The sequence below is a fragment of the Herbiconiux sp. A18JL235 genome (genome assembly GCF_040939305.1).
Classification (GTDB): Bacteria; Actinomycetota; Actinomycetes; order Actinomycetales; family Microbacteriaceae; genus Herbiconiux.
The window spans coordinates 96,936-109,476 of record NZ_CP162511.1 but is presented as its reverse complement, the minus strand read 5'-3'; the positions used below and the strand labels follow the sequence as shown (position 1 = coordinate 109,476).

Here is a 12,541-nt window from a genome sequence, read left to right as displayed (position 1 = left end):
ACCGTCATCCGGTCACCGCCCCTCGGGGTCATTGCTGGTGTCAGCTGTTCTGACGGGCCGCCTCACGACGACGCACGACGAGCAGCAGGGCGCCGGCTGCGAGGATCAGCGCGATGCTGCCTCCCGCGAGCGGCAGGGTGGCGTCGGCACCGGTCGAGGCGAGCTCGCCCGATCCGTTGCCCGAACCGCCGTTGCCGCCGTTGCCGCCGCCGCCGTTGTTCGCGGCGACGATCGTGATGGAGGAACCGGCCTTGTTGCTGACCGCACCGTCGATCGACTGGGTGGCCTCGATGGTGATGGCACCCGCGGCGATCTGGCCGCCGAGCTTGACCGACCACTTGCCGTCCTTGACGGTGGCCTTGCCGGCCGATGCACCGTTCAGCCACACCTCGACGGTCGCGCCGTCGATGCCGGTGCCGCTGATGGCGGTGGGGCCTTCACCCTCGATGAACGAGGAGCCCGACTTGGGGTCGGTGATCTTCGGAGCAACCGGAACCACGTCGAACTTCACCGTGGTGGGGTCGGACACGTTCGGGTCGGCCGAGGCGCGGGCAGCGTCGCTGCTCTGACGCGACTGAACCGCGGTGACGGAGTACTTGCCGTAGCCGAGCTCGACGTCGACGCTCCAAGCGCCGTCTTCGCCGACCGTGGTGGTCGCCTCGACGTCGCCGGTCAGCTCGAGGCTCGCACCGGGCTCGCCCTTGCCGGAGAGGGTGGTGACCTCGGTCTCGACGCGCGAACCGTCGGCGGGCGACGTGAAGGTCGGAGCCGCGATCGGGGTGGGAACGACGTTCACGGTGAAGTCGGTGGCGTCGGAGCTGTCGAAGCCCTTCTCGGCACGGATCGTGTAGTCGTAGGTGCCCTCAGCGCCGGGAGCGTTGAACGCCCAGTCGCCCGAACCGTTCACGGGGACCGTGAACGGGTCGCCCGAACCCTGGGTCACGACGAGTGTGGTGCCCGCAGGAGCCTTGCCCTGGATGCTGCCGCCGCTGTAGACGTCGCCGCCGTCGCCGGGGGCCGTCAGGGTGGGGGTGTCGATGAAGAGCGCGACGGTGTAGCCGCCGGTCAGCGCGAGGCCGGCCTCGAGGTTGGCACCCCAGACGAAGTCCTGTCCGTCGTTGGTCTTGCCACCGCCGGAGAGAACGCCCACGGCGGTGTCGCCCTGGATCATCGATCCGCCCGAGTCACCCTCGGCGGAGGTCATCAGCGAGCCGAAGCCGTAGACGTAGCGGCCGGAGACCTGTACCCAGCCGTCGGTGATGACGACCTCGCCGCTGGTCTGACCGGTGGTGCGGCCGCTCTTGGTGATGGGGGCACCGGCGACAGCCTCGCCCACGGAGCGAACCGGGACGGTCGACAGCGAGAGGTCCTCGGTGTCGGCGGTGGTCCAGTCGGTGACCTCGGGGAGGGTGGTGAGGTCGGTGTTGGTCACGTCGATCGCCGCGATGTCGACACTGGTGGTGTCGCCGTCGGCGCCGTTCGAGTTGCCGGTTCCGCCGTACTGCGAGAAGGCGAGGACGCCGAGCGGCTGGGTGAACTGGACGGTCGAGTTGTCCGCGGCGCCGCCGCCGGCGGTGTCACCGGTCGGGAGGGTCAGCCAGCTGTACTTGAGCTCGTTGTCACCGGTGCAGTGGCCGGCCGAGATGACGGCGGGCTCACCCTCGGGGCTCCAGCCGGCGTAGCCGACGGAGCAGAGACCGCCGGAGGTGGCGTCGGGGGTCGCACCCGAGAAGTAGCCGGCGCCGCCGACGACGTCATCGGTCGAGTAGGCCTCGATCGGCGCGGCCAGCTCGATGTACTTCACGTTCGTGGCGCCCTCGATGGCAGCCTTCGTGCTCGCGCTGAGATCCTCGCCCTCGACCTGCACGATGACCACATCGCCGGTGTTGTTCTTCGCGAAGCCCTGAACGTTGGCGTCAGCGAGAACGGTCTGCGCGAGGGCGGTGAACTCGGGGCCTGCAGTGGGCAGAACCTTGTCTTCACCTGCAGCGAATGCGGTGGCGCCGAACGCCCCCGTGAGTCCGGCCGTAGCCAGTGTTCCGACCGCGAGATACGCGAGTCTCTTCTTCCAAGTCATAGATGTAAATCCCTAGATCCGGTGATGGCTCCGGGGGCATACCGCTATCTCCACTCGTCATGGAACAGATCCCCCGTGCATACAAGGTAGGCATGAAAGAAGCCCCCTGACTAGGGGTATTGCCAGAAATCTCGTAGATTTGCCTAAGTCGTATATGTATGGCATAGGGGCCCGTCGCACCTCCGAAACCCCTGATCGAGGCGTGTTCGGGTGGCGTCCAACCCGTCATGGTAAGAACAGAGCGTGCAGGTCATCCCCCCTCGAGCGCGACTGGCGCTCGGTCTCGCAGGCTCGGTGAGCATCCTCGCCGGCTCCTACGCGGTCGGCTGGGTCGGCCCTGCGTCGACGCTCCACGACCTCGCGATTCTGGAGTTCCTGCGCAATTCGCGCGGCGCGGTCATCATCGGCGGCGTGCTCATGGTCGCCGGCACCCTTGCGCTGCTGTTCGCGTGGCTCACCCTCGGCGTGTCGCTGCTGCGTCGCGCGGGCGGTCGCGACCGGCTCAGCACGGCCGAGCGCCGCGAGCACGAGCGCGTACGACTCGTGCAGGTCGTCACCTCGGCGGCGGTCTGGGCCGCACCGCTCGTCTTCACACTCCCGCTGTTCAGCCGCGACATGTTCGCCTATGTCGGCCAAGGGCGTCTCATGGCCGCGGGGCTGAACCCCTACTCCGACGGCATGGCGTCGCTCCCCGGGTGGTACGGCATCGGCGTCGACCCGCTGTGGGCCGATGCGCAGACCCCCTACGGCCCGGTGTTCGTCTGGCTCGAGCGGGTCGTCGTCATGGCGACGGATGCGCTGCCCACCGAGGTCGCCGTGTTCGCGTTCCGGCTGCTCGCCGTGTTCGGCCTCGCCATGCTGGCCTACTACGCCTGGCGCATCGCCCGCCTGCGTGGGCTCGACGAGGCGGCGGTGCTCTGGATCGTCGCGGCCAGCCCTCTGGTGCTGATGAACTTCGTCGTCGCGGGCCACAACGACTCCCTCATGCTCGGCTTCATCGTCGGCGGCGTCTACTACGCGCTCCGCGACCGCCCGGTGCTCGGCGCCGTCTTCATCGGCATCGCCATCGGCGTCAAGCCGATCGCCCTCATCGCGCTGCCCATCATCGGTCTCATCTGGGCGGGCCGGCGCGCCGGCTGGGGTGTGGTCATCCGTCGCTGGGTGGGCGTGGCGGCGATCGCCATCGGCTTCGTCGTGGTGCTCGGCTGGGGCATCGGCGTCGGCGTGGGCTGGATCGGGGCGCTCGCGACGCCCACAGCGGTGTCGTCGTGGTACGCCCCGGCCAACATCATCGGCATGAGCCTCGGGGGTCTCGCCAACGGGGTCGGACTCGACGGCGCCCTGGTGCAGGAGATCGTCAAGCTCGCGCTCCTGGCCGTGGGGTGCACCGCCGCCATCTACCTCATGCTCCGCAAGCGAGACGCCGATCCGTTGTGGCTGCTGCTCGGCTCGTTCGCCGCGATCGTTCTGCTGTCGCCGGTCATCCACCCCTGGTACGCCCTCTGGCTCCTCACCCTCCTCGCCATCGCGGGGCGTCAGCGGCTGTGGAGCATCCGCACCGTCGTCTATGCGACGACCTTCTTCGTGCTCATCGGTCTCGCCGAACCGCTCGACATGATCCCGAGGATCGACGCGGATGCGCGCATCGAGGTCGTCGTCATCGGCGCGGCCCTGCTGGGTGTCGCCGCCATCCTCGTCTCGACGGAGCTGCTGGTGCGGCGTCGTTCGGCGGGCCTCGCCCTCCGCACCCTGTCGCTGCGGGCGTAGCACCCGGTACCGACGGCACAGCCCCGGCGGGCCGGGCGACTGCGCCGACGTGCCGGGCGACCCGCGCACTCCGCGCGTGCCTCGATGCGCCGGGTACGGACTACTCCGCGCGGGTGCCGCCTGCGCCGTGATATGACGGACGCGTGCGACTGCTGACCCGCCGATCGAGCGTCTTCCTCGGTGTCCGGCGACCTCCGTTCCCGTGACGGCCCTCGCGGTGGGCGGCCTCGTGGCGGCGCTGGCGTGGCACGAGTGGGCGGCATGGCGCCGGTTCGGCGTCCTCGGCGAGCCCCTCCCGCAGCTGCAGGATGCGCATGCGCGGCACGAACGGTCGGCGTCCCACGGTGCCCGCGTCAGCGGCGGGTGGAGGCCGTGAGGGTGAACTTCGGGTTGCGGGCGACCTGACGGGTGGGGCCCACGGTGCGCTGCAGCGCGGGGCGGTAGGCGAGGTGCGAGTTGTACACGGTCCAGAGCTCGCCACCCGGCGCGAGCACACGGCCGGCGGCCTCGAACAGCTTGAGCGCGATGCCGGCGTGCACGGTCGACCCGACGTGGAAGGGCGGGTTCAGCAGCACGATGTCAGCGCTCGCGTCGTCGAAGCCGCTGAGGGCGTCGTCGCGCACGACCTCGGCCGCGACGCCGTTGGCCTCGAGGGTGGCCGTGGCGGAGATGACGGCGGCAGCCGACTGGTCGGTCGCGATCACCCGGAGATCGGGTCGTGACCGGGCGAGCGCCGTCGCGAGCACACCGCTGCCGCAGCCGAGGTCGATCGCGACCGGCGCTGCGGCGCCCGACCGACCGGGGTGACCCACCTCGTCGAGGTGCTCCAGCAGCAGCCGGGTGCCGATGTCGATGCTCGTGCCGGCGAACACGCCCCCGCTCGCGCACACCCACAGCCCGAGATCGTCGTGGCGCTCGCGCCGGAGAGCGGCGGGAGCAGCATCCGTTCGCGGGTTCGAGGCCACGAGCACGCGCGACTTCTGCCGCGCGAGCGTCGCCCGCACCTCGCCGAAGCTCGCGCCCAGCACCTCGTTCATCGCGGGGGTCATGTGCTTCTGCCGACCGGTGGCGTAGACCACCACATCGGGTGCCGCCCAGGCGGCGATGGCGCGAGCGATCTCGTCGAGCTGGGCGAGCTGGCGCGGAAGGCGGAGGAGCACGACCGTCGCCTGCTCGAGGAGTTCCTCACCGAGTGGCAGCGAGGTGAAGCGCGCGGCGAGACCGGGATCGCCGAAACGGCCGGCGTTGGCGGCGAGCGCGCGCTCACCGGCGAGCGCGTCTTGATGCACGCGGATGCCGTCGAGCCCGAGCACCGCGGCCGCGGCGAGCGTGATGGCACCGTAGTCGTCGCCGATCACGGTCACGAGGCCCGGGGTGCCGGCGGTGGCCTCGAGTGCCTCCGCCGCCTCGTCGAGCAGCAGCCGGTCGGCGGCGTCGGCCGCGAACAGGTTGTCGGCCTCGACATCTGGCCAGCGTCGCAGGGCGTCGAAGGAGAACTCAGCCACCCCTCAACCGTAGCGGTGCCACCTGATCGCGTTCGGCTCGCCGCACGAACGACCGGGTGACCGCCGGCACGACGGGAACGGAGACGGCTACCGACAGGAGCAGCCCCACCGCGGCGCACACGGGCGCGATGGTGACGAAGAGCTGGCCCGACCAGATGACGGCGATGCTCAGCAGGTACGCGACCGCACCCGCGGCACCGATGACGCCGTGCACCACCGCGACGCACGGCACCAGCACGGCGAATGAGACGACCGTGGTCGCCCAGGGCCGCGCCACTCCGGGAGCCCGACGCAGCAGGAGCCACGGGCCGAGTAGGCCTGCCCCCGTGGCGCAGGCGATCGCGATGAGCAACGACCATTCGAGCACGGCCTCGTGGCCGCCCACGAAGGCGTCGAGGAGTACGGCCTCGATGACGAGCGCCGGCACCGACAAGGCGACGCCCACCACGAGACCCGCCGCGCGCGCACGCCACTTCGATGTCGTCGGCAAGACGACGACACCCGCGAGTCGAGGATTCGTCATCCCCTCAGGATGGCGGCTGGGAGCGCCGGCGTCAACGCCCGTCGCGGTCGCGAGGCCGCCACACCACGAGCTCGGTGCGCCGCTGGGTGCGGGTGCCGTGCTTCAACGAGATGACCTCGCCTTCGACACCGGCGGCGAAGACGCGCCGGCCGGGCCGGTTGAGCACCTCTTCGGCGAGCGCCGACTCCAGCTCGCGCACGCGGGCGGTGAGCCCGGCGACCTGGTTCTCGAGCTGAAGGATGCGCGCGATGCCCTCGAGCGACACCCCCTCCGACGACAGGCGCGCCACCTCACGCAGCTGCACGACGTCGCGCATCGAGTAGCGCCGCGACTTGCCTGCGGTGCGGGTGGGGCTCACCAGCCCGATGCGGTCGTACTGGCGGAGGGTCTGCGGGTGCATGCCCGCGAGCTCGGCCGCCACGGCGATCGCGAACAGCGGCGAGTTCTCGTCGACCTCGTCCATCGGGTCCGCCTCCCAGCGGGGTGTCGTGCCGGCTCGTCCTACTCGTCGTGAAGGGATGGTGACGGATGCTGCGGGCCGGCCCCAGCATCCGTCACCTCACCTCACTCCCGCGCCTTGGCGAGGAGTTCGGTTCGGGGGTTCTCGGCCGGTTCGACCGAGTGGAAGGCCTCGAGCGCCTCGCGCTGCTCGGCCGTGAGGTGCGACGGAACCGCCACCTGCACGACGGCGAGGAGGTCGCCCTTGCCCTTCGAGGTCTCGACGCCGCGGCCCTTGACCCGCAGCACGCGACCCGACGGAGTGCCGGGGGCGACCTTGAGCTTCACCGGGTTGCCGCCGAGGGTGGGCACCTCGATGGTGGCACCGAGTGTGGCCTCGACGAAGGTGACCGGCACGTTCACGCGCAGGTTGAGGCCGTCGCGTTCGAACACCGGGTGCTTCCGCACGGTGACGGTGAGCACGATGTCGCCCGCCTCACCGCCGTCGGGCGAGGGCTCGCCCTTGCCGCGCAGCTTGATCTTCTGCTGGTCGGCGACACCGGCGGGGATCTTCACCGTGATCGGCTTGCCATCCGCCGTCTGCAGCTTGATGGTGTCGCCCTTCACCGCGGTCACGAAGTCGATCGTGGTGCGCGCCGTCACGTCGCGGCCGCGGGTGGGGCCGTAGGCGCCGAAGCCCCCACGGCCGCCGCCGCGACCGAACATGCCGCCGAGGATGTCGTCGAAGCCGCCCGGTGCCTGCTGGTAGCTGTAGCTCGTTCCCCGAGCACCACCCCCGCCGCCGCCGAACATGCCGCCGAAGACGTCTTCGAAGCCGCCGCCCTGGCCGCCGCCGCCCGCGGTGAAGCGGGCGCCGGAGCCCATGGCGCGGATCTGGTCGTACTCCTTGCGCTGCTCGGCGTCGGAGAGCACCGAGTAGGCCTCGCTGATCTCCTTGAAGGTCGCCTCGGCCTTGGCGTCGCCCTGGTTCGAGTCGGGGTGGTACTTGCGCGCCAGCTTGCGATAGGCCTTCTTGAGCTCGGCGTCGGAGATGTCTTTCGACACCCCGAGCACCTTGTAGAAGTCTTTGTCGAACCAGTCCTGGCTAGCCATTCGGCACCGCCACCACGACCTTGGCGGCGCGCAGCAGCGTGGAACCCAGGTAGTAGCCCGACTCGACCACGTCGGCGATGGTCGCCGTGGTCACCTCGTCGCTCGGCTGCTGGAAGATCGCCTCGTGGATCTGAGGGTCGAACTCCTCGCCGGCCGCGGCGAAGGGCTTGAGTCCTACGCGCTCGGTGCCGGAACGTAGCTTCGTGGCGATGGCCGTGAACGGCCCGCCCTCCTCGAGGTCGCCGTGCTTGGCGGCCCGGTCGAGGTCGTCGAGCACGGGCAGCAGCACCTTCACGACCTCGCCGACCGCGCGCTCGCGCTCGATCTCGCGGTTCGCCTCGGTGCGCTTGCGGTAGTTGGCGTACTCCGCCGTCACGCGCTGCAGATCGGCGAGCCGCTCGGCCGCCAGTTCCTCGGCCGAGCTCTGGCCCGAGAGGAACGACAGGTCGGCGTCGGAGAGCGAGGTCTCCACATCCGGTCCCTCAGCCTGGATGAAGGACGAGTCGGGGGTCTCCTCGGCAGAGGCCCCCGACTCGTCAGCAGGCTGACGACCGTCGGTGTTGTCGTCAGTCATGGGTTACTTGTCCTTCGGCTCGTCTTCGTCTTCGACGACCTCGGCGTCGACCACGTCGTCGTCGTTCGACGACTCGGTGGGCTGGCCCTCGTCGCCCGCGGGGGCGGCAGCGTCTGCCTGGGCAGAAGCATAGATGGCCTGGCCGAGCTTCTGCTGGCTCTCGTTGAGCTTGTCGAAGGCGCTCTTCACGGCGTCGTCGTCCTCACCCGCGAGAGCGGACTTCAGGGCATCGACGTCGGCCTGCACCTCGGTCTTGACGTCGTCGGGCAGCTTGTCGGAGTTCTCCTTGATGAGCTTGTCGGTCGAGTACGCGAGCGACTCGGCCTGGTTGCGCACCTCGGCGGCCTCACGGCGCTTCTTGTCTTCGGCGGCGTGCTCCTCGGCCTCGCGCACCATGCGCTCGATGTCCTCCTTGGGCAGCGAGGAGCCGCCCGTGATGGTCATCGACTGCTCCTTGCCGGTGCCCTTGTCTTTCGCCGAGACGTGCACGATGCCGTTCGCGTCGATGTCGAAGGTCACCTCGACCTGCGGGATGCCGCGGGGCGCCGGCGCGATGCCGGTGAGCTCGAAGGTGCCCAGGTTCTTGTTGTCGCGGGTGAACTCGCGCTCGCCCTGGAACACCTGGATGGCAACCGACGGCTGGTTGTCGTCGGCGGTGGTGAAGGTCTCGGAGCGCTTGGTCGGGATGGCCGTGTTGCGCTCGATGAGCTTGGTCATGATGCCGCCCTTGGTCTCGATGCCGAGGGAGAGCGGGGTGACGTCGATGAGCAGGACGTCCTTGCGCTCACCCTTCAGCACGCCGGCCTGGAGGGCAGCGCCCACGGCGACGACCTCATCCGGGTTCACACCCTTGTTGGGCTCCTTGCCGCCCGTGAGCTTCTTCACCAGGTCGACGACGGCGGGCATGCGGGTGGAACCACCCACGAGCACGACGTGCGAGATGTCGTTCACCGAGACGCCGGCCTCGGCGATGACGTCTTTGAACGGCTTCTCCGTGCGGGCGAGCAGGTCGCTCGTCAGCTCCTCGAACTTGGCACGGGTGAGCGTGACGTCGAGGTTCGCGGGGCCGTTCTCGGTGAGCGAGAGGTAGGGCAGGGTGATGCTGGCGGAGAGGCCGGAGCTGAGCTCCTTCTTGGCCTGCTCGGCGGCCTCCTTGAGGCGCTGCTTGGCGATCTTGTCGTTCGTGACGTCGACACCGGTGGTGTCTTTGAACTGCTTGATCAGGTAGTCGACGATCCGCTGGTCCCAGTCGTCGCCGCCGAGGCGGTTGTCGCCCGAGGTGGCGCGCACCTGGATGGTGGAGAAGTCGTCGTCTTTGCCCACCTCGAGCAGGGAGACGTCGAAGGTACCGCCGCCGAGGTCGAAGACCAGGATGAGCTCGTCTTCCTTGCCCTTGTCGAGGCCGTAGGCGAGCGCCGCCGCGGTGGGCTCGTTGATGATGCGCAGCACGTTCAGGCCGGCGATCTCACCGGCGTCTTTCGTGGCCTGACGCTCGGAGTCGTTGAAGTACGCCGGAACGGTGATGACCGCGTCGGTGACGGTGTCGCCCAGGTAGCTCTCCGCGTCGCGCTTGAGCTTGCCGAGAATGCGGGCCGAGATCTCCTGCGGGGTGTACTTCTTGCCGTCGATCTCCGTCGTCCAGGGCGTGCCGATGTGGCGCTTCACGCTCGAGATGGTGCGGTCGACGTTGGTGACGGCCTGGCGCTTCGCGGTCTCGCCGACGAGCACCTCGCCGTCTTTGGTGAAGGCGACGACCGAGGGGGTGGTGCGGAAACCCTCGGCGTTCGCGATGACGGTGGGCTCCCCACCTTCGAGCACGGAGACCACCGAGTTGGTGGTTCCGAGGTCGATGCCTACTGCACGAGCCATGGTGGCTGTTCTCCTTCTGTTGGTGCTGCTGAATGTCTGAAGTCTTCCAAGACTTGAGCCTTGTGAGATCAAGTTCACCACTGAGCGGATGCCGCGTCAAGTCCGCTTCGTAAAACTTGAGTCATATCGGCTCAACTCTCAGCCCTCCCCCAGCATTCCCACCCCTGCTATCGTGGCTTGATGAACATTTCTCGACTCTCCGCGGTGTTAGTGGGGTGCGGGCTGATCGCGGTCGGCTGCTTGACCGGGTGCAGCTCCGAGGTCACCACCGCCGCGACCCCCGATCCGCGATGCTCCGACCAGCTGACCTCCACCACCCAGCAGCGCCGGGAGGACAGATGAGTCCGACCGAACGTACCGGATCCACGCTCCGCAGCCTGGGCGGGGTGGCCGCTCTCGCGAGCCTTCTCGGACTGGCCGGATGCAGTGGTGGGGGCGGGTCGGAGGGGGCGTGTCACGAGGTGGTGACGGCCCAGGGGCTCGAGGCGCTGGAGGAGGCGGGGCTCGGGTTCGATGCGGGGTGGCCGCGGGCGGATGACGAGTGGGCGGAGGTGTACTCCGCGTTCGGGCAGGCCGGTGGGGTGAGCTGCCGGTGGGGCGAGGGTGACGAGGGCGCGACGTACTCGGCCTCACCCATGACGGCGGGGCAGCTCGAGCAGGTCACCGGCATCCTCGAGGCGCTCGGGTTCACGGCGGCGGGGTCGGGCGACCGCGTGTTCTACGTCGCGCCCGACGGGCGACCCGCCGTGTTCGTCGCCACCGGCGACGCACTCTACGGCGTCGCCGGTTCGTCGGCGCACCTCGACGATCTCGCCCCTACGCGGAGGGGTAGAGCCACGATCTCATCGCGGAACAGCTCGGCACTCCCGGCTACAAGGTAGCTCGGAGGTAGGCCGCTCAAGTCGGTTGCCCGAGCGGGCGCAGCAGCCGAGCGGGATCCGTGCGGCAAGCATCTCGGCCGCGTTGAAGCGGTCACCTGAGACCATCCCCCCGCCGAGATGAAGAACACCGCAGTGCCCATGGCTGCCGGTCGGCGCGCGCGCCGCAGCGTCGAGACCACGATCTCCGCACCATCTCTTCTATTTGCGCATGGAGCTCCAGGTCGCACGGCGGGCGGGTCACTCCCGACATCTCGGCTCTCTTCTCCACGCGCTCGTCGGCTTGCCGGTGCCTTCATCATCGCCGCCCTCTCACCCCATCTGAGCACCCACCCGGGAAATCGCAGAATCGTCCAGGTGCAGCGCCGCATCCGCCATGTACTCGCCGGTCGGGCAGAATCTAGGGTGGCTCTGGCACGCAGCGACGCCTGTCCGCATCACAGTTGCAAGGGAGCACAATGTCCGCCTTCATCCACCGCCGAGCCGCCCGAGCGGCAACGGCCGGCCTCCTCGCGATCGGCCTCACGGCGGCCGTCGCCGGGTGCTCCTCGAGCGAGGGCGCCGCCTCCGCCGACGGTTCGCCCGTCGAGATCACCTTCCAGTCCTGGGTGCCGAACATCGACCAGGCCGTCGACGCGTTCAATGCCGCCCACGACGACATCCACGTCACGCTCGAGACCATCACGGCGGGCCCCGACGGCGGCTACGCCAAGATGCTTTCCGCAGTACAGGCGGGGAACCCCGCCGACGTCGCCCACCTCGGCTACGACGCCGTCCCCGACTTCCTCTTGAACGACGCCGTCGAAGACATCAGCGAGTATGTGAACGACTCCGAAGACCTCTTCGTGCCGTGGCAGTGGGCCACCGGCGTCTTCGGCGATGGCGTCTATTCGGTGCCGCAGGCCTCCGGGCCGCTCGGCCAGTTCTACCGCGCCGATCTGTTCGACTCGCTCGGCATCGCGTACCCCACCACCTGGGACGAGTACTACGAGGCGGCGAAGACCATCCACGCCTCCGACCCGAACAAGTACATCACCGCCTTCGCCTACAACCAGGCGCCCTGGCTCATCGGCCTCTCGCAGCAGGCGGGCGGCAGCTGGTTCGGCACCTCCGGTGACGCTTGGGACGTGACGATCGACGACGACGCGACCCTGAAGGCCGCCGCCTTCTGGCAGAAGCTCATCGACGAGGGCCTCGTGAAGATCGAGGCCGACTTCTCGAGCGAGTGGAACGCCGACATCCAGAACGGCAACATCGCGACCTGGATCTCGGGCTCGTGGGCAGACGCGATTCTGCGCGGCACCGCACCTGACACCGCAGGGAAATGGGCGGTCGGCCCGATGCCCCAGTGGGAGGCCGGCGAGAACGTCTCGGCGACCTGGGCCGGTGGCTCGGGAGTGGCCGTGCTGAAGGGCTCGAAGCACCCCGAGCAGGCCGCGGAGTTCGCGGTCTGGCTGAGCTCCGATCCCGAGAGCGTGAACATCCTCACCAACGTGGGCGCGGGCTGGCCTGCTCTCGCCGACACCAGCGAGATCACCGCCCTGCAGAATGACCCGGAGGTCTTCGGCTTCTACGGCGGCCAGGACATCTGGGACGTGTTCGCGGAGTCGGACGCCGCGGTCGACAACTCGTGGAAGTGGCCGCCGCTGTCGTCGACGCTGTTCGCCTCGCTGACCGACAACGTCAAGAGCGCCGTCGACTCCGGTACGCCTCTGACGGAAGCGTTCACGAAGACACAGACCGACATGGTCGATGCCCTGAAGGCCAAGGGCATCTCCGTCAACTGACACCATCGGG

The 12,541-nt window shown here is 69.1% G+C and carries 10 protein-coding genes; 3 read left to right on the top strand and 7 right to left on the bottom strand.

Annotated elements, in window-relative coordinates:
• Positions 1–40: 40 nt before the first annotated feature.
• A complete protein-coding gene (locus ABFY20_RS00530; RefSeq protein ID WP_368497990.1) occupies positions 41–2,077 on the bottom strand; it encodes a hypothetical protein in 2,037 nt (678 codons plus the stop codon).
• Positions 2,078–2,320: 243 nt separating this feature from the next.
• Here ABFY20_RS00530 and mptB point away from each other — a divergent pair, with 243 nt between their 5' ends.
• Positions 2,321–3,844 (top strand): polyprenol phosphomannose-dependent alpha 1,6 mannosyltransferase MptB, encoded by a 1,524-nt coding sequence (mptB, locus tag ABFY20_RS00525; RefSeq protein ID WP_368497989.1) that lies wholly within the window; start codon positions 2,321–2,323, stop codon positions 3,842–3,844.
• Positions 3,845–4,197: 353 nt separating this feature from the next.
• Here mptB and ABFY20_RS00520 read toward each other — a convergent pair whose 3' ends face one another.
• The 6 genes from ABFY20_RS00520 to dnaK all read right to left on the bottom strand — a co-directional run bounded on the left by ABFY20_RS00520 (position 4,198) and on the right by dnaK (position 9,866).
• Entirely contained in the window at positions 4,198–5,349 is a 1,152-nt protein-coding gene (locus ABFY20_RS00520; RefSeq protein ID WP_368497988.1) for a class I SAM-dependent methyltransferase, read from the bottom strand.
• Positions 5,342–5,872 carry a hypothetical protein gene (locus ABFY20_RS00515; protein ID WP_368497987.1) on the bottom strand — a complete coding sequence of 177 codons (531 nt, stop codon included), beginning with the start codon at positions 5,870–5,872 and terminating at the stop codon, positions 5,342–5,344. The genes ABFY20_RS00520 and ABFY20_RS00515 overlap by 8 nt, the downstream gene beginning before the upstream one ends.
• A 31-nt stretch (positions 5,873–5,903) precedes the next feature.
• The gene (locus tag ABFY20_RS00510) at positions 5,904–6,335 is read right to left on the bottom strand and encodes a MerR family transcriptional regulator (protein WP_368497986.1); all 432 of its coding nucleotides are present in this window, start codon (positions 6,333–6,335) and stop codon (positions 5,904–5,906) included.
• A gap of 101 nt (positions 6,336–6,436) precedes the next feature.
• Positions 6,437–7,423, bottom strand: coding sequence for a DnaJ C-terminal domain-containing protein (locus ABFY20_RS00505; RefSeq protein ID WP_368497985.1), 987 nt, complete (start codon positions 7,421–7,423; stop codon positions 6,437–6,439).
• Positions 7,416–7,997 (bottom strand): nucleotide exchange factor GrpE, encoded by a 582-nt coding sequence (locus tag ABFY20_RS00500; RefSeq protein WP_368497984.1) that lies wholly within the window; start codon positions 7,995–7,997, stop codon positions 7,416–7,418. Before ABFY20_RS00500 ends, ABFY20_RS00505 begins: the two co-directional genes overlap by 8 nt.
• A 3-nt stretch (positions 7,998–8,000) precedes the next feature.
• Positions 8,001–9,866 (bottom strand): molecular chaperone DnaK, encoded by a 1,866-nt coding sequence (gene dnaK / locus ABFY20_RS00495; RefSeq protein WP_368497983.1) that lies wholly within the window; start codon positions 9,864–9,866, stop codon positions 8,001–8,003.
• 338 nt (positions 9,867–10,204) lie between these two features.
• Between dnaK and ABFY20_RS00490 the strand changes: the two genes are divergently transcribed.
• Positions 10,205–10,747, top strand: a complete 543-nt coding sequence (locus ABFY20_RS00490; RefSeq protein WP_368497981.1) for a hypothetical protein — start codon at positions 10,205–10,207, stop codon at positions 10,745–10,747.
• A gap of 455 nt (positions 10,748–11,202) precedes the next feature.
• Positions 11,203–12,531 carry an ABC transporter substrate-binding protein gene (locus tag ABFY20_RS00485; RefSeq protein ID WP_368497980.1) on the top strand — a complete coding sequence of 443 codons (1,329 nt, stop codon included), beginning with the start codon at positions 11,203–11,205 and terminating at the stop codon, positions 12,529–12,531.
• The last annotated feature ends 10 nt before the right edge of the window (positions 12,532–12,541 follow it).